Source organism: Sphingomonas lacusdianchii (assembly GCF_022664395.1).
Taxonomy (GTDB): domain Bacteria; phylum Pseudomonadota; class Alphaproteobacteria; order Sphingomonadales; family Sphingomonadaceae; genus Sphingomonas; species Sphingomonas lacusdianchii.
The window spans coordinates 133,885-158,388 of sequence record NZ_JAKRET010000001.1 but is presented as its reverse complement, the minus strand read 5'-3'; the positions used below and the strand labels follow the sequence as shown (position 1 = coordinate 158,388).

The 24,504-nt window shown below is 65.7% G+C and carries 24 protein-coding genes; 14 read left to right on the top strand and 10 right to left on the bottom strand.

Annotated features, from left to right (window positions below; genetic code table 11):
- Positions 1-11: 11 nt before the first annotated feature.
- From MF607_RS00745 to mazG, 10 genes are all read left to right on the top strand, one after another.
- Complete coding sequence (locus MF607_RS00745; protein WP_242115491.1) at positions 12-1,034, top strand: lytic murein transglycosylase; 1,023 nt, start codon at positions 12-14, stop codon at positions 1,032-1,034.
- A complete protein-coding gene (locus MF607_RS00740) occupies positions 1,031-1,804 on the top strand; it encodes an SPOR domain-containing protein (protein ID WP_242115490.1) in 774 nt (257 codons plus the stop codon). Before MF607_RS00745 ends, MF607_RS00740 begins: the two co-directional genes overlap by 4 nt.
- 17 nt (positions 1,805-1,821) lie before the next feature.
- Positions 1,822-2,988 carry a D-alanyl-D-alanine carboxypeptidase family protein gene (locus MF607_RS00735; protein WP_242115489.1) on the top strand — a complete coding sequence of 389 codons (1,167 nt, stop codon included), beginning with the start codon at positions 1,822-1,824 and terminating at the stop codon, positions 2,986-2,988.
- On the top strand, positions 2,985-3,611 hold the full coding sequence (tmk, locus tag MF607_RS00730) for a dTMP kinase (protein WP_242115488.1): 627 nt from the start codon (positions 2,985-2,987) through the stop codon (positions 3,609-3,611). Before MF607_RS00735 ends, tmk begins: the two co-directional genes overlap by 4 nt.
- Positions 3,608-4,594 (top strand): DNA polymerase III subunit delta', encoded by a 987-nt coding sequence (locus MF607_RS00725; protein WP_242115487.1) that lies wholly within the window; start codon positions 3,608-3,610, stop codon positions 4,592-4,594. The genes tmk and MF607_RS00725 overlap by 4 nt, the downstream gene beginning before the upstream one ends.
- Before the next feature lie 11 nt (positions 4,595-4,605).
- Positions 4,606-6,153, top strand: coding sequence for a methionine--tRNA ligase (metG, locus tag MF607_RS00720; RefSeq protein WP_242115486.1), 1,548 nt, complete (start codon positions 4,606-4,608; stop codon positions 6,151-6,153).
- Positions 6,150-6,929 carry a TatD family hydrolase gene (locus MF607_RS00715; RefSeq protein WP_242115485.1) on the top strand — a complete coding sequence of 260 codons (780 nt, stop codon included), beginning with the start codon at positions 6,150-6,152 and terminating at the stop codon, positions 6,927-6,929. Before metG ends, MF607_RS00715 begins: the two co-directional genes overlap by 4 nt.
- Complete coding sequence (locus MF607_RS00710) at positions 6,926-7,690, top strand: MBL fold metallo-hydrolase (RefSeq protein ID WP_242115484.1); 765 nt, start codon at positions 6,926-6,928, stop codon at positions 7,688-7,690. The genes MF607_RS00715 and MF607_RS00710 overlap by 4 nt, the downstream gene beginning before the upstream one ends.
- Positions 7,687-8,292 carry a retropepsin-like aspartic protease family protein gene (locus tag MF607_RS00705; RefSeq protein WP_242115483.1) on the top strand — a complete coding sequence of 202 codons (606 nt, stop codon included), beginning with the start codon at positions 7,687-7,689 and terminating at the stop codon, positions 8,290-8,292. Before MF607_RS00710 ends, MF607_RS00705 begins: the two co-directional genes overlap by 4 nt.
- 109 nt (positions 8,293-8,401) lie before the next feature.
- On the top strand, positions 8,402-9,112 hold the full coding sequence (mazG, locus tag MF607_RS00700; RefSeq protein WP_242115482.1) for a nucleoside triphosphate pyrophosphohydrolase: 711 nt from the start codon (positions 8,402-8,404) through the stop codon (positions 9,110-9,112).
- Positions 9,113-9,165: 53 nt separating this feature from the next.
- Here mazG and hflX read toward each other — a convergent pair whose 3' ends face one another.
- The 7 genes from hflX to dusB form a co-directional block, all read right to left on the bottom strand.
- Positions 9,166-10,452, bottom strand: coding sequence for a GTPase HflX (gene hflX, locus MF607_RS00695; RefSeq protein ID WP_242115481.1), 1,287 nt, complete (start codon positions 10,450-10,452; stop codon positions 9,166-9,168).
- Positions 10,449-10,970: an RNA chaperone Hfq gene (hfq, locus tag MF607_RS00690; RefSeq protein WP_347340854.1), complete on the bottom strand. Its 522-nt coding sequence runs from the start codon at positions 10,968-10,970 to the stop codon at positions 10,449-10,451. The genes hflX and hfq overlap by 4 nt, the downstream gene beginning before the upstream one ends.
- Before the next feature lie 102 nt (positions 10,971-11,072).
- A complete protein-coding gene (ntrX, locus tag MF607_RS00685) occupies positions 11,073-12,455 on the bottom strand; it encodes a nitrogen assimilation response regulator NtrX (RefSeq protein ID WP_242115479.1) in 1,383 nt (460 codons plus the stop codon).
- Entirely contained in the window at positions 12,452-14,707 is a 2,256-nt protein-coding gene (locus tag MF607_RS00680) for a sensor histidine kinase NtrY-like (protein WP_242115478.1), read from the bottom strand. The genes ntrX and MF607_RS00680 overlap by 4 nt, the downstream gene beginning before the upstream one ends.
- Positions 14,708-14,786: 79 nt before the next feature.
- Complete coding sequence (ntrC, locus tag MF607_RS00675) at positions 14,787-16,241, bottom strand: nitrogen regulation protein NR(I) (RefSeq protein WP_242115477.1); 1,455 nt, start codon at positions 16,239-16,241, stop codon at positions 14,787-14,789.
- Positions 16,238-17,305, bottom strand: a complete 1,068-nt coding sequence (locus MF607_RS00670) for a two-component system sensor histidine kinase NtrB (protein ID WP_242115476.1) — start codon at positions 17,303-17,305, stop codon at positions 16,238-16,240. The genes ntrC and MF607_RS00670 overlap by 4 nt, the downstream gene beginning before the upstream one ends.
- On the bottom strand, positions 17,281-18,276 hold the full coding sequence (dusB, locus tag MF607_RS00665) for a tRNA dihydrouridine synthase DusB (RefSeq protein ID WP_242115475.1): 996 nt from the start codon (positions 18,274-18,276) through the stop codon (positions 17,281-17,283). The genes MF607_RS00670 and dusB overlap by 25 nt, the downstream gene beginning before the upstream one ends.
- A 92-nt stretch (positions 18,277-18,368) precedes the next feature.
- Between dusB and MF607_RS00660 the strand changes: the two genes are divergently transcribed.
- The 3 genes from MF607_RS00660 to MF607_RS00650 are packed head-to-tail and all read left to right on the top strand — an operon-like array spanning position 18,369 to position 20,570.
- Complete coding sequence (locus MF607_RS00660; protein ID WP_242115474.1) at positions 18,369-19,511, top strand: bifunctional 2-C-methyl-D-erythritol 4-phosphate cytidylyltransferase/2-C-methyl-D-erythritol 2,4-cyclodiphosphate synthase; 1,143 nt, start codon at positions 18,369-18,371, stop codon at positions 19,509-19,511.
- The gene (locus tag MF607_RS00655; protein WP_242115473.1) at positions 19,508-20,026 is read left to right on the top strand and encodes a hypothetical protein; all 519 of its coding nucleotides are present in this window, start codon (positions 19,508-19,510) and stop codon (positions 20,024-20,026) included. The genes MF607_RS00660 and MF607_RS00655 overlap by 4 nt, the downstream gene beginning before the upstream one ends.
- Before the next feature lie 4 nt (positions 20,027-20,030).
- Positions 20,031-20,570, top strand: coding sequence for a CinA family protein (locus MF607_RS00650; RefSeq protein WP_242115472.1), 540 nt, complete (start codon positions 20,031-20,033; stop codon positions 20,568-20,570).
- On the opposite strand, the gene MF607_RS00645 is transcribed toward MF607_RS00650, so the two are convergent.
- The gene (locus MF607_RS00645) at positions 20,492-20,992 is read right to left on the bottom strand and encodes a type II toxin-antitoxin system RatA family toxin (protein WP_242115471.1); all 501 of its coding nucleotides are present in this window, start codon (positions 20,990-20,992) and stop codon (positions 20,492-20,494) included. The genes MF607_RS00650 and MF607_RS00645 overlap by 79 nt on opposite strands.
- Positions 20,992-21,918, bottom strand: coding sequence for a lipoyl synthase (gene lipA, locus MF607_RS00640; RefSeq protein WP_242115470.1), 927 nt, complete (start codon positions 21,916-21,918; stop codon positions 20,992-20,994). Before lipA ends, MF607_RS00645 begins: the two co-directional genes overlap by 1 nt.
- A gap of 107 nt (positions 21,919-22,025) precedes the next feature.
- Here lipA and MF607_RS00635 point away from each other — a divergent pair, with 107 nt between their 5' ends.
- Entirely contained in the window at positions 22,026-22,652 is a 627-nt protein-coding gene (locus tag MF607_RS00635) for a carbonic anhydrase (RefSeq protein ID WP_242115469.1), read from the top strand.
- Between the two features lie 42 nt (positions 22,653-22,694).
- On the opposite strand, the gene aspS is transcribed toward MF607_RS00635, so the two are convergent.
- On the bottom strand, positions 22,695-24,491 hold the full coding sequence (gene aspS / locus MF607_RS00630; RefSeq protein WP_242115468.1) for an aspartate--tRNA ligase: 1,797 nt from the start codon (positions 24,489-24,491) through the stop codon (positions 22,695-22,697).
- Between the last annotated feature and the right edge of the window lie 13 nt (positions 24,492-24,504).

The window sequence follows — 24,504 nt, the reverse complement described above, 5'->3', positions numbered from 1 at the left end:
GGAGGCTGTGTATGCGTATTGCGAAAGCGGGGTTGGCGGCGGTCCTTGCCCTGATGGCCGGAGGGTCGGCGGCGGCGCAGGATGCGGCCGGGTTCGACGCCTATATGCGCGAGGTGGCGCTGCGCGCACGCGCGCAGGGCGTGCGGCAGGAAACGATCGATTCCGTCCTGCCGACGCTCACCTACAATCCGCGCGTCGTCGAGCTTGACCGGCAACAGCCCGGCGCGTCGACGACGACCACCGTCTCGCGCTTCGCCCCGTACCGTATCCGCCATGTCGACGCCGCGCGGATCAACCGTGGCCGCACCGCCTATCAGGCGCAGCGCGCGCGGCTGGCGGCGATCGAGCAGCAGACCGGCGTGCCGGAATCGGTGATGGTCGCCATCTGGGGCCACGAAACCAATTATGGCAGCTATACCGGCGATTTCGACCTCCCGCGCAGCCTCGCCACGCTCGCCTATGAAGGGCGCCGCCGCAGCCTGTTCGAACCCGAATTCATCGCCACGTTGAAGATGATCGATCGCGGCGTGCCGCGCGAACGGCTGAAGGGAAGCTGGGCCGGCGCGTTCGGCTATCCGCAGTTCCTGCCGTCGATCTATCTCCGCCTCGCGCTGGACGGCGATGGCGATGGTGTCGCCAATATCTGGTCGAACCCGGCCGATACGCTGGCGTCGATCGCCAATTACTTCGTCGATGCCGGCTGGCGGCCCGGCCAGCCCTGGGGCTTCGCCGTACAGGTACCCGCCGGCTTCGATCGCTCGATCCTGACTCCGCGCACCCTGTCGCCGCGCTGCCCGCGCGTCTTCGAACGCCACAGCCAGTGGCGCACGCTCGCCGAGTGGCAGGCGCGGGGCGTGGTGCCGAGCGACGGGCGGCGGCTCGACCCGACGATTCAGGCGACGTTGATCGAACCCGATGGTCCCGGCGCGACCGCCTATCTGCTGACGGGCAATTACCGGGTGATCCTCGACTATAACTGCTCGAATTATTACGCGCTGTCGGTCGGGCTGCTGGCGGACGCGGTCGCGCAATGAGCCTTGCGGCGCTGCTGCTGATGCTCGCCGGACAGACCGTGCCGCCCGACGCACCGCCGGTAATCCATGCGCAATTGCTCGACGAAGTCGGTGTGGCCGGCACCTTCGCAGCCCCGGCCATGACCGTGCGGCACCGCAGCCTGGCGGACGGCAGCTATGCCGAAGTGACCACGCTGGACGATGGCCGGACCATCGTGCTGCAGGTTGAACAGGACCCGTCGCTGCCGGCCGGCAACCTCGCCCTGCTGTCGAACGCCGCGGCGAAGGCGCTGGGCATCCTCGATCAGATGGCGCCGAAGATCCGCATTCGCCCCGCCGTACCGTCGCCTGCCGAACAGACGGCGATCCGCGCCGGCACCGAAGTATCGCGCCTCGCCGCGCCGCCATCGTTGCTCGCGGCGCTACGGCGACGGCTGCCGACGACGCAAACCCCGGCAATGCAGCCCGTTGCGCCGCCGCGCCCGATTCCGACGCGATCCATGCCGGAGCCGACCCCGGTCACCACGTCCCCCAGACCGACGCCGCGCGCGACATCGCCTGTCGCACCCAAACCCGCCGCCACCGGCCGCTGGTTGGTGCAGGTCGCCGCCCTGTCTGACGCAACCCGCGCCGCAACCCTCGCAAAAACCGTCGACGGCGTTGTACGTTCGGCGGGCAGGCTGTACCGGGTGCAAGCAGGCCCATTTACCACCCGAGCCGCCGCCGAAACCGCCCGTGCCGCCATCGCACGTCGCGGCTTCGCCGACGCCCGGATCATCGCCCAGGACTGAACGGAACCACGTGCCCCATGCGTAAGATTGCCCTTTCGAGCATCGCCGCCATTGCCATCGCCACGCCCGGCATCGCCGCCGCGCCGCCGTTCGATACACAGGCCCCGGTCGCGTTCATGACCGACCTGTCGTCGGGCGCGACGCTCTATGCCAAGGACGCCGACCGCCGGATGCCGCCGGCATCGATGGCGAAGATGATGACCGCCTATGTCGCGTTCGACCTGATCAAGAAGGGCGATCTGAAGCTCAACGACATGGCGACCGTGTCGCCCGAAACGTGGAAGAAATGGCACGGTCCGCAGGCCGGATCGACCATGTTCCTGTCGGTGAACGAGAATGTCAGCGTCGAAAATCTGCTCTACGGCATCATCGTGCTGTCGGGGAACGATGCCTGTGTCGTGCTCGCCGAAAAGATCGCTGGGTCGGAAGAAGCCTTCACCAACCTGATGAACCAGCGGGCCAAGGAATTGGGCCTGACCAACAGCCATTTCGGCACGTCGAATGGCTGGCCCGACGAAGGGCGCACTTATGTGACCGCACGTGATCTGGCGAAGCTCGCCAGCGCGACGATCCAGAACCACCCGCAACTCTACAAGAAATTCTATTCGAAGACCGATTTCACCTGGGGCAAGACGCTGGGCGAGGGCGCCGCGATCACGCAGGCGAACCGGGATCCGCTGCTCGGCCGGGTGCGCGGCGCCGATGGCCTGAAGACCGGTCATACCGAGGAAGCCGGCTATGGCTTCACCGGCTCGGCCGAACAGGATGGCCGCCGTCTGGTGATGGTGCTGGCCGGCCTCACCAGCTCGAACCAGCGTATCGCCGAATCGGTCAAGTTCATGAACTGGGGCTTCGGCGCCTGGCGCGCGCGCCCGATTGTCGCGGCGGGCAAGAAGGTCGAGACCGCCGAAGTGCAGCTGGGCGATTCCTCGACCGTCGGCCTCGTCGCGCCGAAGGCGCTGACCGTGACCATGCCCGCCGGAACCAACAGCCCGATCACCGCGAAAGTCGTCTATACCGGCCCGATCAAGGCGCCGATCGCCAAGGGTCAGCATATCGCCGATCTGGTGATTTCGTCGCCCGACACCGGCGAACAGCGCATGCCGCTGGTCGCCGAAAAGGACGTGGCCGAGGCCGGCTTCTTCGGTCGCGTCTGGGCAAGCCTGACCTCGCTGTTCGCTTGAGCGCGGGGCGGTTCCTGACGCTGGAGGGCGGGGAAGGGGTCGGTAAGTCGACCCAGGCCCGCGCGCTGGTTGTCGCGCTGGAGGCGCGCGGCATCCACGCCGTGCTGACCCGCGAACCCGGCGGCAGCGAAGGGGCGGAGGCGATCCGCGACCTGCTGATGCAGGGTGAGGTGCGCCGCTGGAGCGCGCATAGCGAGGCATTGCTGTTCGCTGCCGCCCGCGCCGATCATGTCGAAAAGCATATCAACCCGCTGGTCGCTGCGGGAAGCTGGGTGATCTGCGACCGCTTCATCGACAGCACGCGTGCCTATCAGGGGGCGCAGGGGATCGACGATGCCGCGATCCTCGCGCTCCACGCCTTCGGGTCGCGCGGGTTGTTGCCCGACCGCACGCTGCTGCTGACGCTTCCCGATGGGGAAGGGGACGCGCGCGCCCGTGCTCGCGACGGCGAGGCGGCCGACCGGTTCGCGGCGCGCGGCGACGAATTCCATCGCTCGGTCGCGGCGACCTTCGACCGGATCGCGGAGACCGAAAGCGAGCGCGTCCGCCGTGTCGACGCCTCCGGCGCACCCGACGTCGTGACGGCGCGGCTGATCGAAGCGATTGCCGACCTGCTGCCATGACCCCGATCGGCAATGATGCCGCGCGGCAGGCGTTCATCGCCGCCGCCGAAGGGGAGTCGCTGCACCATGCATGGCTGCTCAGCGGCCCCGAAGGGGTGGGGAAGGGCAGCTTCGCCCGCGACATGGCGCTGCGCCTGCTTGCCACCGCACTCGACGGACGCAGCCGGATGCATGGGCAGATCGGCGACGACCACCGCGTCGCGACGTTGATCGCCGCCGGTGCGCACCCCGACTATCGCGAACTGGTCCGTTTGCCCAAGGACCCGGACAAGCCCGATCAGGATATCGCCCGAAGCATCAAGATCGATCAGGTCCGCACGCTACAACCGTTGTTCGCGACCAAGCCTGCGCTGTCGTCGCGGCGCGTGATCGTGATCGACGCGATCGACGACCTCGAACGTCCCGGTGCCAACGCGCTGCTCAAGAACCTTGAAGAGCCGCCGGTCGGCACGATCTTCCTGCTGGTCAGCCATTCGCCCGGACGGCTACTGCCGACGATCCGCTCGCGCTGTCGCCAGTTGCGCTTCGAACCGCTCACCGACGATCAGGTCGCGGCGGTGGTGCGGACGCAACTTCCCGAGACCGAACCGGCCGAGGTCGCGGCGCTGGTCACTGCCGCCGATGGCTCGCCCGGCCGCGCGCTGGCCTATGCCGGACTGTCGGTGGCGGCGCTCGACCGCGACCTGACGGAAATCGCCGAGACCGGCGACGCCGACAACCGCATCCGCGCGCGCCTCGCCAAGTCGCTGGCCGGCAAGACCGCGCAGCCGCGCTACGCCGTCTTCCTCGACCGCGCCCCGGCATTGATCGCGGCGACGGCGCGGACCCGAACTGGGCCAGCGCTGCGCGATGCTCTCGACGCTTACGACAAGGCGCGCGCGCTGGCGTCGATGGCGCCGGCCCTATCGCTGGTGGCGGAGACGACGGTGTTCGAAATGGCGGGCCTCGTTGCCCGACTGGCGCAGGGCCGACGTTTCGCCTAGAGCCTCGGACCATGTCCGATCCCTTCTACATCACCACCGCGATCCATTACCCGAACGGCCGGCCGCATATCGGCCATGCCTATGAAATGATCGCCGCCGACGCCATCGCCCGCTTCCAGCGCCAGGCCGGGCGCGACGTGTTCTTTCAGACCGGCACCGACGAACACGGGCTGAAGATGGTCAAGACCGCGCGCGACCGCGGCGTCGAGGTGCGCGCGCTGGCCGACGAAATGTCGGGATATTTCCACGATATGGCTGGCGAACTGAACATATCGTACGACCGTTTCATCCGCACCGTCGAGCCGCAGCATTATGCCGCGTCGCAGGCGATCTGGATCGCGATGCGCGATGCCGGCGACCTGTATCTCGATCGCTATGAAGGCTGGTATTCGGTCCGCGACGAAGCCTTTTACGAGGAAAAGGAGCTGACCGATGGCGAGGGCGGGGTGCGCCTGTCGCCGCAGGGTACGCCGGTCGAATGGACGGCCGAGGAGACGTGGTTCTTCCGCCTGTCCAAATATCAGCAGCCGTTGCTCGATTTCTACGCCGCCAACCCCGACTTCATCCAGCCCGAAAGCCGCCGCAACGAAGTGCTCCGCTTCGTCGAGGGCGGGCTGACCGACCTGTCGGTCTCGCGCACCAGCTTCGACTGGGGCGTACCGGTGCCCGACAGCCCCGGCCACGTCATGTATGTCTGGGTCGACGCGCTGACCAACTATCTGACCGGTGCCGGCTATCCTGAGGCGCCCAACCATTACTGGCCAGCGGCGCTGCATCTGATCGGCAAGGATATCGTCCGCTTTCACGCGGTCTATTGGCCCGCCTTCCTGATGTCGGCGAAGTTGGCATTGCCCAAAACGGTGTTCGGCCACGGCTTCCTGCTCAACCGCGGCGAGAAAATGTCCAAGTCGACCGGTAACGTAGTCGACCCGATGGCGCTCGCCGGCCTCTACGGCATCGACCAGTTGCGCTACTTTCTGCTGCGCGATGTCAGCTTCGGTCAGGATGGCACCTTTTCCGACGAAGCGATCGTCACGCGCGCCAACAGCGACCTGGCCAACAGCTTCGGCAACCTCGCCCAGCGAACCCTTTCATTCATCGCCAAAAATCTGGAAGGCGCGCTGCCCGAACCCGGCCGCGGCGACCCCGCCGACGCCGAACTCCTGTCCCAGATCGCCGACGCAACCAGTGCCTTCCGTGGCAACTTCGCCAACTTCCAGCTAAGTCAGGCACTTGAGGCTTGGATGCGCGGCGTCTTCGCCTGCAACCAGTATATCGACGTGCAGGCACCCTGGTCGCTGCGCAAGACCGACCCCGACCGCATGCACGCGGTCCTTGGCACGCTGGTCCGCGCGATCCGCGATCTCGCAATCACGATCGTGCCGGTCGTTCCGACCTCCGCCAACGCCTTGCTCGACCTGTTGAATCAGGCGGGGCAGGGCCATGATACGCTGGGCGATCACCGCTGGTACGAAGACGCACGCGCGGCGGGCTTCCGCATCGCACCGCCGACCCCCATCTTTCCCCGACTGACGATCGCGGAGACCGAACCGGCATGAAACTGGCCGACAGCCACTGCCACCTGAATTACAAGGGCGTAGCCGAGGTTCAGGGCGACGTTCTGACCCGCGCACGCGACACCGGCGTGGTCGCGATGCTCAATATTTCGACGCGCGAAAGCGAATGGGATGCGGTCGTAGCCACCGCCGAACGCGAGGCGGATGTCTGGGCGACGGTCGGCATTCATCCCCACGAAGCCGACCAGCATCCCGACGTCGATACCGCGCGGCTCGTCGCCCGCGCGGCCCATCCGCGCGTCGTCGGCATCGGCGAAAGCGGGCTGGATTATTATTACGACCACAGCGATCGCAACGCGCAACAGGCCAGCTTCCGATCGCATCTCGCCGCCTGTCGTCAAACCGGCCTGCCGATCGTGGTCCATACGCGCGACGCCGAAGACGACACCGCAGCGATCCTGCGCGACGAATTGGGGAAGGGGGCCTTTCCCGGCGTTCTGCACTGCTTCACCGGGTCGGCCGAACTCGCGCGAACCGCGCTCGATCTCGGCTTCTATATCTCGATTTCGGGCATCGTGACCTTCAAGAGCGCGCAGGCGTTGCAGGCGGTTGCGAAGGACCTGCCCCAAGACCGGCTCCTGATCGAAACCGACGCGCCGTTTCTGGCGCCCGTACCGCATCGGGGCAAGCAGGGCGAACCGGCGTTCGTCGCCGACACCTGCCGCTTCCTGGCGCAGTTGCGCGGCGAGGAAGCCGAAGCGCTGGCCGACGCGACCCGCGCCAATTTCCACACGCTGTTCGCGAAAACGCGGGCGTGAAGATTCGCATCCTCGGGTCGGGCACGTCGTCCGGCGTGCCGCGGATCGGCAACGATTGGGGCGTCTGCGACCCGAACGAACCGCGCAACCGCCGTACGCGCGTATCGGCGCTGGTCGAGCATGACGGAACGCGCATCCTGATCGACACCGGTCCGGACATGCGCGAGCAACTGCTGGCGGCGAACGTCGCGACGGTTGATGCGGTGCTGTGGACCCACGACCATGCCGATCACTGCCACGGCATCGACGATCTGCGGCAGCTTTTCCATACTCAGCGTGCGCCGGTCCGGGGCTTCGCCCGTGCCGATACCCTGAACAGTCTGAAAGCCCGGTTCGACTATGTTTTTGCCGGGCGGCAGGGGTATCGCGCGACCGTGACCGCCGATGTGCTGCCCGATCGGATTGCAATCGGCCCGATCGCAATCGGCTGTACCGATCAGCCGCATGGGGCGATCGTTTCAGCCGGACTACGGTTCGACGCCGATGGCGCCGCGATCGGCTATGCGACCGATTTCAGCGCGGTAACACCCGCGATGGTCGAACTATACCACGGGGTCGACGTTCTAGTGGTCGACGCCTTGCGAGTCGCACCGCATCCGACACATCCGTCGCTCGACGAGGCATTGACCTTTGCACGACAGTGCAATGCGAAGCGGACGGTCCTGATTCATATGGATCATTCGATGGATTACGTGACGCTGGCGGGAAGCCTGCCGGTCGGGGTCGAGCCGGGCTATGACGGCCTCGAGCTGGTGCTGTGAGCGACGACCGCAGCATCTATCTCCTGCTCGGCCTGTTGGCCTTGAGCCTGCCGCTGTCGTCTTTGCTCGTCCGACGACCGCCTGCACGTGCCGTTCTACGTGCCATCCTTGGCTGGGCCTGTATCGCGGCGATCCTGTATCTCGCCTTCAGCAACCGGTCGCGACTGGCGGAACTCGCGACCGGTCTCGGCAACCAGCTTGGCCTGACTGAACAGATGGTTGAGGGCGATACCGTCCGGATCCGGCAGGCACCTGACGGGCATTTTTACGCAACCGCGCGCTTGAACGGCGTCGAGCGGCGTATGCTGATCGACAGCGGCGCGACGACGACCGCAATTTCCGAAGCGACCGCGCAAGCTATCGGTGTCAAACCGCGACGTGTGCCGCCGGTAATCATTACGACCGCGAACGGCATGGTCGAAGCGGCACGCGGACGGATCGAGACGGTTCGGATAGGCTCGCTGGAAACACGCGATCTGCCGGTGGTCGTCGCGCCTGCATTCGGGAACCTCGACGTCATCGGGATGAACTTCCTGTCACGCTTGGGCAGTTGGCGTGTGGAACGCGGTACCCTCGTACTCGAAGCCGATAATTTTACATAATGTTTATTATCGGTCCTTCGAATGTCTGGTTTTGGAGGTAGGTTTGGAACCATTCGACGCCACCCCCGTGCAGCATTCATGCGACACCGTCGGGCGCATCGTCGCGATCATGGCGAGGCTGCGGGATCCCGAACACGGCTGCGAATGGGATTGCGCGCAGACATTCGCGACCATCGCCCCCTATACGATCGAGGAAGCGTATGAAGTCGCAGACGCGATCGAGCGTGACGATATCGACGACCTGAAGGATGAATTGGGCGATCTGTTGCTCCAGGTCGTCTTCCACAGCCGCATCGCCGAGGAAGCCGGCCAGTTCGCCCTGCGCGATGTCGTCGACGCGATCAGCGACAAGATGGAACGACGCCATCCGCATATCTTCGGTGACAGCGAAACCGGCGGACACTACCTCTGGGAACAGGTCAAAGCCGCCGAGCGCCTCCAGAAACCGGGACAGGATGGTGCGCTGGCCGGGGTCGCCTTGGGGTTGCCGGCACTTGCTCGCGCCGAAAAGCTTCAGAAGCGTGCCGCCCGCGTCGGCTTCGACTGGCCGGATGCGAGCGGTCCACGCGCAAAGATCGACGAAGAATTGATCGAAGTCGAACAGGCAACAACGACCGAAGCGCGGTTCGAGGAAATCGGCGACCTGCTGTTCTCGGTCGTCAACTGGGCGCGGCATTTGGGCGTCGAGCCCGAAGCGGCGCTGCGCGCCGCCAATGGGAAGTTCGAACGACGGTTCAAGGCGATGGAGGCCGAAGATCCCGGTTTCGCCGACCGCCCCCTTGGCGAACAGGAAGCGGCGTGGAAGCGCGCCAAGGCCTGACCTACCGAGTAAGAAGGTATCGCTAACTCACGGTTAACGATACCGATCAACGATCAGCGCGTCAGGAACCGGTCATAGTCGGCCGGTGCCATTCGGACATCGTATACGGCACGATCGTCATCGATCCAATGGTCGGTGACCTCCCCATGGGCATGCAGCCAGGCAGCGCTGGCGCCGTCTTCGGGGGCCAGCGCGATACGATAGCGGCGATGTCCCTGCGTCAAACGGTCGCCGATAGTGCGGACGAGGCGATCCACCCCTTCCCCGGTCAGCGCCGAGAGCGCGACAACGTCGTGACGGTGCAACGCTTCGCCCAGCATCTCGGTACGGTCTTCGTCGCTCAATAGATCGAGCTTGTTCCATGCCTCGATCCGGGGCGTGGTTTCGTCGACGCCGATCTCGGTCAGCACTGCTTCGACGTCGGTTGCCTGTGCTTCGGTATCGGGATGTGCAACGTCGCGGACATGGACCAGCAGGTCGGCGGACACGACCTCTTCGAGCGTCGCCTTGAACGCGGCGACGAGCTGGGTCGGCAGGTCGGAGACGAAGCCCACCGTGTCCGACAGGATCGCCTTGTCGATGCCGGGCAAGGACACCTGTCGTAACGTCGGGTCGAGGGTTGCGAACAGCAGGTTCTCGGCCATGACGTCGGCGCCGGTCAGCCGGTTGAACAGCGTCGACTTGCCCGCGTTGGTATAGCCAACCAGCGCCACGACCGGCCATGGCGCGCGCTGACGGCGGTCGCGATGCAGCGTCCGGGTGCGTGACACGCCCTCCAGCTCACGGCGCAGCCGCGCCATGCGATCACGGATCAGGCGACGATCGGCCTCGATCTGGGTTTCGCCGGGACCGCCGAGAAAGCCGAACCCGCCGCGCTGACGTTCGAGGTGGGTCCAGCTGCGGACCAGGCGACCAGCCTGATAATCGAGGTGCGCCAGTTCGACCTGCAACCGCCCCTCGGCCGTGCGGGCGCGTTCGCCGAAGATTTCGAGGATCAGGCCGGTCCTATCGATGACCTTGCAACCCAGCGCCGTCTCCAGATTGCGCTGCTGCACCGGTGTCAGTGCGGCATCGAACACCGCCAACTGGATATCCTCGTCGCGGACGATCGTGGCCAGTTGATCGACCTGACCACTGCCCAGCAACGTCGCCGGCTTCGGCGCACGAACGCGGAACGGTACGCGGTGGCGAACCTCCACGCCAATAGCGAGTGCCAGCCCGGCGGTTTCTTCGAGCCGGGCATCGGCATCGCGCGCCGACCCGCCCATGTCGGGCAGGACGACGATCGCCGTTGCGCCGCGCGCGAACTCCTGCGCGTCGCGATCGAAACCGGTGCTCAAGCCTCGTCCGCTCCCAATGCCTGTTCTTCCGCCAGATTCAGCGGATTGGCCGGCTGAATGGTCGAAACGGCATGCTTGTAGACAAGCTGCGACATGCCCTCACGCTGTAGCAGCATGCAGAACAGGTCGAACGCCGCGATCTGGCCCTGCAGCATGACCCCGTTCACCAGGAACATGGTGACGTTTTCCTGCGCCTTGCGAACCGCGTTCAGGAAAATCTCCTGCAATGGCGCGTTCTTCGACGTGTTTTCCGATGCGGCCTGAATCACCGACGACAGGTCGGCAGGACCGGCGGGCATGATGGTGGAAATGGCGTGTTTGTAAATGAGCTGCGACTGTCCGTCGCGGCGCAGCAACACCGAGAAGTTGTCGAACCACGTTACGATGCCCTGGAGCTTGACGCCCTTGACCAGAAACATGGTAACCGGCGTCTTCGACCGGCGGAGCGAGTTGAGAAACAGGTCCTGAAGCGACCCGTGCCTGTCGGCCATGGTTTGCCCTTGTTCTTGGCGGGGAATTTCCCGCGTGAGTGTCTTTAACCGGCACCCGGTTGCCGTGCCCCAGCGGCACGGACCTGCAATCTAGGTCGCATCGGGCGTGCCCGCAATGGTCCGTTCCGGCTATTCGTCGCCGCGCGTCTCGGTAATCCCCAGCAGCTTCAGTTTGCGGTGCAGCGCAGAGCGCTCCATGCCGATAAAGGTCGCGGTGCGCGAAATATTGCCGGAGAAACGCCGGATTTGCACTCGTAGATATTCGCGTTCGAACGACTCGCGTGCCTCGCGCAGCGGCGACCCCATGATCGCGCTGGCGGTGGCGCCGCCGCCCCCCTCGCCCGCCGAGCCCAGCACCTCCGGCGGCAACAGGTCGATATCGATGCGGGCGATACGATTGCCGGGCGCGAGAATGACGGTGCGTTCGACGACGTTGCGCAACTGGCGGACATTGCCCGGCCATTCATAGCTTTGCAGCGCGATCATCGCATCGGCAGCAACCTCCGGCGTCGGTACCCGGCGTTCATTGGCATAGTGCGCGACGAAATGCTCGACGAGGGGCGGAATATCCTCGCGCCGTTCGGCCAGCGACGGGATCTGCACCGGCACGACGTTCAGCCGGTAATAGAGGTCCTCGCGGAAATTGCCGTCAAGGATCTCCTGTTGCAGGTCACGCGCGGTCGCCGAAACGACCCGGACATCGACCTTGACCACCCTGGTACCGCCGACACGGGTAAAGCTCTGATCGGTCAGCACGCGCAGGATGCGAGCCTGGGTTGCGATCGGCATGTCGGCGATCTCATCGAGGAACAGCGTGCCGCCATGCGCCTGTTCGAGCAGCCCGGGGCGGACCAGATTGCCGCTCTCCTCTACGCCGAACAGTTCTTCATCGACCCGCTCGGGCGTCATGCGTGCCGCGCTGACGATCACGAACGGTGCCTGGGCGCGCTGGCTCCAGCCATGCAGCAGGCGGGCGGCGACTTCCTTGCCGACCCCTGCCCCGCCGGTGATGAGCACGCGGCTGCCGGTACCGGCGACGCGCTTCAGGGTCGCCCGAACGCTGTTGATCGCGGTCGAGCTGCCGGTCAGGTCGTCTTCGCGCCCCGCCGACACCCGCAGCGAAGCGACCTCGCGACGCAGCCGCTCGGTTTCGGTCGCACGCTGAACCATGAACAGCAGTCGTTCCGCCTCGAACGGCTTTTCGATAAAGTCGACGGCACCACGACGGATCGCTGCGACGGCAGTGTCGATATTGCCGTGGCCCGAAATGACCAGAACCGGTAGCGACGGATCGCGCGCCTTCAGTTCGTCGAGCAGATCGAGGCCGTCGAGACGCGACCCCTGCAACCATACGTCGAGCAGCACCAGCGAGGGGCGACGTTGCGCCACCGCTTCCAACGCCGCATCGCTATCGGCGGCGCCACGGGTTTCATACCCTTCGTCCTCAAGGACGCCGGCGACCAGTTCACGGATGTCGGTTTCGTCGTCGACGACAAGAATGTCGAGCTTCATGCGGATGTTCCGGTCCGGGTAAGCATGGGATGGCGCGTCTCAACCTCCTGTAGTGCGTCGTCGTCCGAGGTTCCCGAGCCGGCAAGTGCGGCAAGGATCGCCGGATCGAACAGGATCGATACGATCGTCCCTCCTCCGGGACGGTCGGCGAACGATATGGTTCCGAAATGTTCCTCGACGATCTTGCGAACGATGGCGAGGCCGAGGCCCGTTCCACCCTTGCGTGTCGTCATATAAGGTTCGGCGATGCGGTCGCGCTCGACCGGCAGGCCGATGCCGTTGTCGCTGGTGTCGATATGCATGCGCCCCTGCGCGTCATAGCGGACATCGATCTCGATCCGGCCGCGTTCAGCGCCGTCGGGTCGGGCGGCGACGGCTTCGGTCGCGTTCTTGACGATGTTAGTCAACGCCTGGCCCAGCTGCCGGCGATCGCAGACCAGGGGCGCGGGACCGGCGGTTTCGAGGACGAAATCGATTTCCGGATGCGCGACCTCGTGCAGGAACAGGCTCTGTCCCGCCAGTTCGGCAAGCGATTCATGGCGGAAGACCGGTTTGGGCATGCGCGCAAAGGACGAAAATTCGTCGACCATTCGGCGCAGATCGCCGACCTGCCGCACGATCGTTTCGGTCAGACGTCCGAAGGTGCCGTCGTCCTCGGTCAGCTTGCTGCCATAGCGGCGTTGCAGCCGTTCGGCGGCGAGCTGGATCGGGGTCAGCGGATTCTTGATCTCATGCGCGATGCGGCGCGCGACGTCGGACCATGCGGCGCGGCGCTGGTCGAGCAGCTGCTGCGTGATGTCGTCGAAGGTCAGGATATGCTGGCCATCGTCGCGGGTGATGCGCACCGCCAGCGTCTTGGCCTCGCCACCCGCCGCCAACTGGATGATCGCGTCCTGCGTTTCGCCGCCGATCAACGCGTCGAGTTCGGGAGCAACCTCCGCCAGCGGGCGCCCGACCAGCGAAGTCGATCCGGTACGGAGCAAGGCGGTGGCGGAGCTGTTGGCCAGCCGGATCACGCGGTCGGGTCCGACCGACATGACGCCGGCACTGACGCCCGACATCACCGCCTCGATCAGTGCGCGGCGGCTGTCGATCTGAGCGTTGGCGGCAACCAGTTCGCCGGTCTGTTCCTGCAACCGTTCGGTCATGCTGTTGAACGCGCTGGCGAGGGTACCGATCTCGTCCTTGGTGCGGTTATGGGTCGGTTCGGGGACGCGCGCCGAAAGATCGCCATCGGCGATACGCCGCGCGGCGCCGACCAGCGCGCCGACAGGTCGAACAAGGCGATCGGCGACGGCGAGCGCCACGAACACGGCCAGGCCGACGATCAGCAGTGAAACGACGAAGAGGGCCACGTTGAGCCGCAACTGCACACTGCGTGATCGCGAGAGCAACGCATCGTAATCAGACAGGATTTGGCGCGTCCGGTTCAGGCGATCCTGATAGGTCGCCAGATCGATTTCCCGCGCCGAGTAGAGATAATAAGGCGTACCCGCGACGCGGGTGACCGATTGCACCTGTCCGTCGCGGACGCTGACATAGCTCGGCTTGCCGGCACGCAACGCGGCGATCGATCGCGGATCGATGCTCCAGCGCAACGGACCTTCGAAGATGGAGGTCGATGCCAGCGATTTGGGACGCCCGTCCGACGGAATTTCGAACAGAACGGAGTCGGCAAGGCTGCGCATGATGATGCTGGACTGGTACAGCGCCTGGAACGGAGCGCTGTCGACCGGGTAGCGATTCACCAGCAACATCCGCTGGATATCGGTAGCGACGGCGACGTTCTGGCTATCCACCGCGCCCAGAAAGTCATTGTAGGACGACTGGGCGAGCGACTGCGCATTCTCGAAAATGCCGCGTGCGCGCGTCGACGACCAGAATTCAAGACCATATTGGAACAGGAACGAGGCGATCACCGTCACCAGCAGCATCGGCACGCTGGCGAGGATCGAGAACAGCGCGACCAACCGGACGTGCAGCGTGCCGGTGCCGCCGATTTCCGACCGGGCCGCGCGTCGCTTAGCGATACGGCGGCCGATCAGCACCAGCAGCGCCATCGCCGGGATCAGGTTGGCGACGAGTACGACCGCCATCAGCGACGGCGATGGCAATCGCCCGCGCGCCGCCTGACTACCGTCGAACAGGAAATAGCTGCCGATGCCGACCGCGATCGCCAGCAGCAGCACCGCGACCTCGATCGCCGGGAACCAGCGCGCCGGGATCGAGGTGGCCCGGGCCGGTTCCGTCAACGCTGCACCCATAGTTGCCGTTTTACAACATTCCGCCGCCAACGCACGTCAAATCGCAACATGGTCAAAACCGAACCGATCAGCGTTCCTTGTCAGCATGATAGGGGCGCAGCGCCGGATCGATGCCGAGATCGTCGAGCCGCTTGCGGAGCGTGTTGCGGTTCAGCCCCATCGCCTTTGCCGCGCGCAACTGGTTGTTGGCGTGGCGATCCAGCATCGCTTCGATCAGCGGTCGCTCCACGTCGGAGATGAGGCGATCGTACAGCGTGCCATTGTCGAGCGCGGCCGGTTCCTCGCGTGCGATGCGCCGAACCCAGGCGCGAACCGCTTCGTCGAGATCGGTATCGGGCAACGCCGCGGGCCGGCCGGTCGCCTCCCCCAGTCCGCCGCGCAACTCGCCCGCCTCGATCACCGCGTCGCGGCCGAGGACGGCGACGCGGCGCATCAGATTTTCCAGTTCGCGGACGTTGCCGGGCCAGTCATGTCCCTCCAGCAGTGCCAGCGCCTCGGCGGTCAGCGACTTGCGCGGCAGACCGTCGCGGGCGGCCTGATCGAGAAAGTGGCGGGCGAGCAGGGAGATGTCCTGCCGACGTTCGCGCAACGGCGGCAGCGCGATCGGCACGACGTTCAGACGGTAGAACAGGTCCTCGCGGAACTGACCCGACTGGACCTGTGCCGCCAGCGTCTTGTTGGTGGCGGCGACGATGCGGACATCGGCACGAATCACGCGGGCACCGCCGACGCTGGTGAATTCGCCCGATTGCAAGACGCGCAGCAGGCGGGTCTGCGCCTCCATCGGCATGTCGCCGATCTCGTCGAGGAACAGCGTGCCGCCGGCCGCCTGTTCGAACTTGCCGGCCGAGCGCTGCGCCGCGCCGGTAAAGGCACCGCGTTCGTGGCCGAACAGCTCGGCTTCGATCAGCTCGCGCGGGATCGCCGCCATGTTGAGCGCGATGAACGGCGCGCGGCGGCGGCGGCCGAGATCATGGATCGCGCGGGCGACCAGTTCCTTCCCGGTCCCTGATTCCCCGGTGACCAGAACGGTCAGGTCGGTGGCGACGACGCGGGCGATGATGCGGTACACGTCCTGCATCGCCGGCGACCGCCCGATAAGCGGCAACGACGAATCGAGCGCCTCGACCGGCTGTTCGTCGGCCACCCCCGCCCGCCTTGCCAGCGCGCCGCGGACCGCGAGGGCGAGGGTGTCGAGATCGAACGGCTTGGGCAAATAATCGAACGCCCCCGCCTCGGTCGCGCGGACCGCGGTGGTCAAGGTATTGCGCGCCGACAGGACGATGATCGGCAGGTCGGGATATTCGGTGGCGAGCGATGCCGCCATCTCAAGGCCGTCGCCATCGGGCAGGACGACGTCGGTAACAAGAACCGCCGGCAATCCGGCGCGCAGCTCCGCGCGTAACTGACCCAGGGTACCGACGCTCTGGACGTCATGGCCTTCGCGTCGCAGCGCCTGTGCGACGACGGTACGGATCGCGGCGTCGTCATCGACGACCAGAATACGGGCCGCGCCGGTCATGCGCGCGGCAGGTGAATGCGGAACACGGTCATCGGCGGATATCCTTCACGGGCATAGCGGACCAGACCACCCATCTCACCGACCAGCTTCTCGACCATCGGCAGGCCGAACCCCCGCCCCTCCCGCTTGCCGGATACGAAGGGTTCGAAAAGGTGACCGGCGATATCGGCGGGTGCGCCGGGGCCATTGTCGGTGACGGTCAGTTCGATCGGTACGGCACGGCGCCCGCTGCCCATGGCATGCGACATGCCGTGGCGATAGGCGGTGCCGAGAATGATGCGGGGCGTATCGACCTTTTCGAGCGCTTCGGCTGCATTCTTGAGCAGGTTCACCATCACCTGCACGAACGCGTCGCGATCGATGCGCACCGGCGGCAGCGACGGATCGAAGCGCTCCTCGATCGTCACGCCGCGCGCGAAACCGGCGGAGGCGAGCTGGACCGCATGCGCCAGCACCGGGTAGATGTTCTGCGTCACCAGTTCGCGAGGCCGGTCGTCGGTGAAGTCCTGCATACGGTCGATCAGCGCAGCAATACGGTCGACTTCGGCGATGATGAGGTCGGTCAGCACCGGGCGGTCGTCGACGTCGCCCGACAGCAGCTGCGCCGCGCCGCGAATGCCCGATAGCGGGTTCTTTATCTCATGACCGAGCATCGCCGCCGCACCGATTGCCGCGCGTGCGCCCGCGGCCTGGGGCATGGCATGGCCGCCGCGCAAACCGTATAGCATGACGATCCGCCACGCCGACCCGTGCGCGGCCGGGCTGTCGTGAAAGTCGACCCGCAGCCGCCCGCCGCGCTTCAGCTGCAGTTCGCAGTCATAGCTGGCAAAGGCGCGCCCGTCGCGCTGCTCGGCATAGCCCGGCGGCAGCGAGATGATCTGTTCGAGCGACAGGCCACGCATCGCCCGGTCGGACAGGTTCAGCAGCAATTCGGCCGCGCCATTGGCGTGGGTGACGCAGCCGGCTTCGTCGAGGACGAGCGCCGCGACCGGCAGGCCCGCGAACAGGTCCGCGAAGCCCGGCATCACCGTCGCCGGGGTCACGCCGCCGCGCGCGAGCACCAAGGCGCGTAGAACTCGTCGAGCATCGCCAGCACCGTCCGGGCGCTCGCTTCCTGATTGACCTTGTTACGGAAATCGGCCGAGCCATGCAGCCCCTTGGTGTACCAGCCGATATGCTTGCGCATCATGTTGACGCCGGTTTCCGCGCCATAATGGTCGAGCATCATGTGATAATGTTCGAGGATCAGGCGATACTGCTCCTCGATCGAGGGATCGTCAGGGACATGGCCGCCCGACAGCGCCGCCATCACCTGCGCCAGCAACCACGGGCGACCATAAGCGCCGCGACCGATCATGACGCCATCCGCCCCGGACTGGTCGAGCGCGGTACGCGCGTCGTCGACCGAACAAATGTCGCCATTGACGATCACCGGCACCTTCACCGCGTCCTTGACCCGACGGACGAACGCCCAGTCGGCGTGGTCGCGGTACATCTGGTTGCGCGTACGGCCATGGACGGTCACCATCTGCGCGCCCAGATCCTCGGCGATATGCGCCAGTTCGGGAGCGTTGAGACTGGCATGGTCCCAGCCCATCCGCATCTTGACGGTGACGGGGACCTGCACCGCCTTGACCACCGCCGCGATCAGTTCGGCGGCGAGTGGCAGGTCGCGCATCAGCGCTGATCCTGCATCGCCGTTCGTCACCTTGCGGACCGGGCAGCCCATGTTGATGTCGACGATCGCTGCGCCCTTGTCCTCGGCCAGCTTCGCCGCCTCGCCCATTTCGACGGGCGTACAGCCGACGAGCTGCATCGACACGGGTTCCTCGACCGGGTCCCACATCGCCTTCTGGATCGACTGGCGGGTTTCGCGGATCGCGGCCTGGCTGGCGATCATCTCGGTGACGTTCAGCCCCGATCCGTGCCGCCGCACCATCTTGCGGAACGGCAGGTCGGTTACGCCGGTCATCGGCGCGAGGATCACCGGCGTGTCGATGACGACATCGCCGATACGGATGGGAGCTAGGGTCATGGATTGTGCCTGAAAATTGGGCAGCCCCTAGCGCAAAGCGGCATGAAGGGCAAGGCTGGCGGGGGCACGCGCCTTGCGCTAGGCGGACGGCCATGCAGACCGGACCAACAGTCGCGCTGATCGTCGCCGCCGGAAGCGGTACACGGTCGGGCAGCGCCACCCCGAAGCAATTCGCGCATATCGTCGGACGACCGATGGTGGCCCATGCCTATGCTGCGCTGTCAGGCCATCCGGGGATCGACCGGGTCGTCGTGGTGATCGGTGTCGGGCAGGCCGATGCGCTGCGGTCCGCCATCGGTGACGTCGAGTACGTCATCGGCGGCGCGACCCGGCGGGACAGCGTCGCCGCCGGTCTGGCCGCGATCGGTAATGTGGCGCGGGTGCTGATCCATGATGCCGCTCGCCCATTCGTCCCGGCCGACACGATTGACCGCCTGCTCGCCGCGCTCGACCATGCGCCGGGCGCGGTGCCGGTGCTGCCGGTCGCCGATACGCTGGCGCAAGGCGGCGCGGCGCTGGGCGATGTCGTCCCACGTGCGTCGCTGGTTCGCGTTCAGACGCCGCAAGCCTTTGCCGTGTCGGCGATCCGCGATGCCCATGCCGCGTGGGACGCAAGCGCCGAGGCGACCGACGACGCGCAGATGGTGCGCGCGATCGGGCTGGACGTGGCAATGGTCGAAGGAGACCCTATGCTCGACAAAATCACCTATCCGGCCGACTTTGCGTTGGCCGAGGCGCGCGCCCTGCCCGCTCTCGTGTCGCGCAGCGCCACCGGATACGACGTCCATCGCCTCGAAGCCGGCGAGGAATTGTGGCTGGGCGGCGTGCTGATCCCGCATGATCGCGGCCTGTCGGGGCATAGCGACGCCGACGTCGCGCTGCATGCGATCACCGACGCGCTGCTCGGCACGATCGGCGCCGGCGATATCGGCACCCATTTCCCGCCGAGCGATGCGCAATGGCGCGGGGCCGAATCGGGGCAGTTCCTTGCCCACGCCGCGAAACTGGTGCGCACTGAAGGGGGCGTCATCGATTTCGTCGACCTGACGCTGATCTGCGAGGCACCCAAGATCGGTCCGCACCGTGCGGCGATGCGCAGTCGGATCGCCGATATCCTGACGATCGAAGAACGACAGGTCAGCATCAAGGCAACGACCAGCGAGCGGCTGGGTTTTACCGGACGGCAGGAAGGGATCGCCGCGCAGGCGATCGCAACGATCCGGGTGCCGGCATGATGAGACGACTTGCCGCCCTTCTGGCGCTGTTCGCCTGCGGTTCGGCATCGGCGCAGACGACCCAATCCTGCGTGACCCCCGCGGAGGCAGAGGCGCTGGTGCTGTTCGTCGCGCCCGAACTGATCCGACAGGCCGGCGCACGTTGCGCCAATGCTTTGCCGGCGACCGCACTGATCCGGCGGACCAGCGGGCCGTTCCTTGCCCGATACGAAGCCGAAACCGACGCTGCATGGCCGCAGGCCAAGGCGGCGCTCGGCCGACTGACCGCACCGCAGGCGATCCAGTTACTCGATTCGTCGTTCGCCGCGCCGATCGTCGCCTCGCTGATCGCACCGATGGTCGTCGGCAATATCGATCCGGCCGATTGTCCGCGGATCGAGCGCGCAGCAAACCTTGTCCAGTCCTTGCCGCCGCGCAACGTCGCCGGGCTGGTCGTGCTGTTCGCCCAAATCGATGCCGACCGCCCCAACCCCCAAATGCGCCTGCCGCTATGCGGACAACGCGCCCGGAATTGATGTGATGGATAGTATCTTGCCCCCCGAACTGGTCGAAGCCGCGCGTCGGGTCGTCGAAGCGAACCGCGCCGCGGGCCGGCGTATTACGCTTGCGGAGAGTTGCACCGGCGGGTTGGTGTCGGCAGCGATCACCGAGATACCCGGTTGCTCGGAAGTCTTCGGTGCCGGCTTCGTCACCTATTCGAACGAAGCCAAGGTCGACCTGGTGAAGGTCAGTTCCGACGTGCTGGAAACCTTCGGCGCGGTATCGATCGCGACCGCGTGGAGCATGGCGCAGGGCGCGCTGGAAGTGACGCAGGCCGATGTGGCGGTTGCGATTACCGGCGTCGCAGGTCCGGGCGGCGGCTCCGAGAAAAAGCCGGTCGGAACGGTCGTCTTCGCCCGCGCGGAAAAAGGCGGCGATCCGGCGAAGGTCGTCGCCGACCTGCGACAATTCGGCGATCTGGGTCGCGGTGGTATCCGGCTTCAGGCGGCGCTGTGTGCGCTCGAACTGCTGCTGCCGCCAGAAGTCGCGCCGGAGGAACCGGTACCCGAATCCCCGTAAAGGGCGGCGGCGCGATCCTCGAACGCGCCGATCATCTTGCGCAGTGCGCGGTCGAAGACCTGCCCCGCCAGCATTTCGAACATGCGGCTCTTGAACTGGAAGTCGACGCAGAAATCGACATAGCAGCCGCCCTGCCCGTCGGGGCGGAACCGCCAGTCGTTGTTCAGATATTTAAGCGGCCCGTCGAGATAGTCGACGCGGATATGGTCGGGCCGCTCCTTCTGCACCTTCGACGTGAAGCTCTCGCGCAGCCCCTTGAACCCGACGATCATGTCGGCCACCATTTCCGTCTCGGTACTGGACCGTACCCGAATCGCGCTGACCCATGGCAGGAACTCGCCATAGCGCGCGACATCGGCGACCAGATCGAACATCTGTTCGGGGCTGTAGGGCAGATGGCGGGTTTCGCTATGCTTGGGCATCAGGCGCGGACAACGCCCAGCTTGGCATCGCGGTTCGCCCGCATCCGTTCGAAATCGTCACCCGCGTGATAGCTCGACCGGGTGAGCGGCGACGACGCGACTAGCAGGAAGCCTTTGGCCCGGGCGATGGCGGCGAAGCCGTCGAACGCCTTGGGCGTAACGAAGTCGATGACCTTGGCATGTTTCGGCGTCGGCTGCAGATACTGGCCCATGGTCAGGAAATCGATGTCGGCCGATCGCATGTCGTCCATCACCTGATGCACCTCCAGACGCTCTTCTCCCAGGCCGAGCATGATGCCCGATTTGGTGAAGATCGACGGGTCGAGCTTCTTGACGCTCTCCAGCAGGCGTAGCGACGCATAGTAGCGCGCGCCCGGGCGGATCGTCGGGTAGAGGCGCGGAACGGTTTCGAGATTGTGGTTGTAGACGTCGGGGCGCGCCGCGACGATCATCTCGACCGCCGCCTCATGCTTGTTGCGGAAATCGGGGGTCAGGATCTCGATGGTCGTCGTCGGATTCGCCGCGCGGATCGCCTCGATCACCTTCACGAACTGCTTGGCACCACCGTCGGGCAAATCGTCGCGATCGACCGAGGTGATGACGATATGGTTCAGCCCCATCGCCGCTGCCGCTTCGGCGACATGCTGCGGCTCCATCGGGTCGACCGCACGCGGCATGCCGGTCTTGACGTTGCAGAAGGCGCAGGCGCGGGTGCAGGTGTCGCCGAGGATCATGACGGTCGCGTGCTTCTTCGACCAGCATTCGCCGATATTCGGGCAGGCCGCTTCCTCGCACACCGTCGTCAGGCTCTTCGAGCGCATCAGCGCGCGGGTTTCCTGCACAACCTTGCCGGTCGGAGCCTTTACCCGAATCCAGTCGGGCTTGCGGGTGCGCTGGGGGCGGGGCAGCGGCGTCATCTCGTTCATGGGCGTCAGATAGCGATGCGCGAGGAAACGAACAACCGCCTGCAACGTTCGCGGCGCCCATGCGTCTAGCGACCGAGGGAAGATTTATACCATCGGACGGAGAATATTTGATGCACTTCAGCGACCTCAAGGAAGGCTATTATCGCTTCCGCGGCACCGAGTGGCAGCAGGAACGCGAACGCTGGAGCGAACTGGCAACGGGTCAGAGCCCGAAGGTGATGGTGATCGCCTGCTCCGACAGCCGGGTCGATCCGGCGACGATCTTCGGTGCGCGGCCGGGCGAGATCTTCGTGGTGCGCAACGTCGCCAACCTCGTTCCGCCGTTCGAGGATGATGGCGGGCGCCACGGCGTGTCGGCGGCGCTGGAATTCGCGGTGACCAAGCTGGAGGTCGAGGAAGTCCTCGTTCTCGGCCATGGCGCATGTGGCGGCGTGAATGCCTGCCTTACCCAGTCATTGGCCAATACAAAGCCGGGTGAAGGCGGCTTCGTCGCCCACTGGATCGACCTGCTGGACGAAGCGCGCGAGAAGGTCGTGGCGGAGCATGGCACCGGCCCCGCAGGGCAGAAGGCGCTGGAGCAGGAAGGCGTCAAGGTCTCGCTCCAGAACCTGATGACCTTCCCGTTCGTCAAGGAGCGGGTCGAGGCCGGCAAGCTGAAGCTGCACGGCGCGGTATTCGCGATCGAGGACGGCCGTTTGCGCGTACTCGAGGGCGAAACGTTCGAAAACGCGTGATGCGACGCGGGGCGGGGATAAAACCCCGCCCCGCGAAACGCTTCAGCCTTCCTTCGGACCCTCGACGGTCACGCGGATGTTCAGTTCGCGCAACTGCTTGGGCGTCGCATAGTTGGGCGCGCCCATCATCAGGTCTTCTGCCTTCTGCGTCATCGGGAAGGTGATGACCTCGCGGATGTTCGGCTCGTCGGCCAGCAACATGACGATCCGGTCGACGCCCGGCGCCGAGCCACCGTGCGGCGGGGCGCCGAACTTGAAGGCGTTGATCATGCCCGCGAAGTTCGTGTCCACGTCTTCCTGCGAATAGCCGGCGATCTCGAACGCCTTGTACATGATCTCCGGGCGGTGATTCCGGATCGCGCCCGACGACAGCTCCACGCCGTTGCAGACGATGTCATACTGATAGGCGAGAATGTCGAGCGGGTTCATCGTCTCCAGCGCTTCCATCTCGCCCTGCGGCATCGAGAAGGGGTTGTGGCTGAAATCGACCTTCTTCGCGTCCTCGTCATATTCGAACATCGGGAAGTCGACGATCCAGCAGAATTCGAAGCGCTTGTCGTCGATCAGCCCCAGCGTCTCGGCCACGCGGGTGCGTGCGAGGCCGGCGAGCTTGGCGGCCTGCGCTTCCTTGCCGGCGGCGAAGAACACGCCGTCATCGGGACCAAGGCCGAGCGCTTCGGCGATCTTGGCCATGCCTTCCTCGCCATGGTTCTTGGCGATCGGGCCGCCCCATTCGCCGCCCTTGCGGGTAGCGTAACCGAGGCCAGCGAACCCTTCGGACTGGGCCCAGGCGTTCATGTCGTCGAAGAATTTGCGGCTCTTGTCAGCGGTCCTGGGTGCCGGCACCGCACGGACGACATCGCCCGCCTCGACGATCGAGGCGAAACGGCCGAAGCCCGATCCGACGAACAGGTCGGACACGTCGGTGATGAGCAGCGGGTTGCGCAGGTCGGGCTTGTCGTTGCCGTATTTGAGCATCGATTCGCGGTAGGGGATACGCTTGAACGGCAGCGGCGACACGGTGCGGCCCTTGCCCTGCCAGTCGGCATATTCCTCGAACACGCCGTGCAGGACGGGTTCGATCGCGGCGAACACGTCTTCCTGCGTCACGAAGCTCATCTCGAAATCGAGCTGGTAGAATTCGCCCGGGCTGCGGTCGGCGCGCGCGTCCTCATCGCGGAAGCAGGGCGCGATCTGGAAATAGCGGTCGAAGCCCGCGACCATCAGCAGCTGCTTGAACATCTGCGGCGCCTGCGGCAGCGCGTAGAATTTGCCCGGATGGACGCGGCTGGGGACCAGATAGTCGCGCGCGCCTTCGGGCGACGACGCGGTTAGGATCGGGGTCTGGAATTCGGTGAAGCCCTGATCGATCATCCGGCGGCGCAGCGAGGCGATGACGTTCGAGCGCAGCAGGATGTTCGCGTGCAGCCGCTCGCGACGCAGGTCGAGGAAACGATAGCGCAGGCGAATGTCTTCCGGATACTCGGCCTCGCCGGCGACTGGCATCGGCAGTTCCTGCGCCGCCGACTGGAGCGTTGCGGCGCGGGCATAGACTTCGATCGCGCCGGTGGCGAGGTTCGGGTTCTTCGTCGCCTCGCTGCGCAGCTTCACGCTGCCGTCGATGGTCAGCACCGATTCGGTGCGGGCCGATTCGAGGAGCGCGAGCGCGGGCGAATCGCTGTCGGCGACGATCTGGGTAATGCCGTAATGGTCGCGCAGATCGATGAACAGCACACCGCCATGGTCGCGCTTGCGATGAACCCAGCCCGACAGGCGGACGGTATCGCCGTCGTTCGCGTCCGTAAGCTGGCCGCAGTTATGAGTGCGATAGGCGTGCATCGGTAAGACCTTT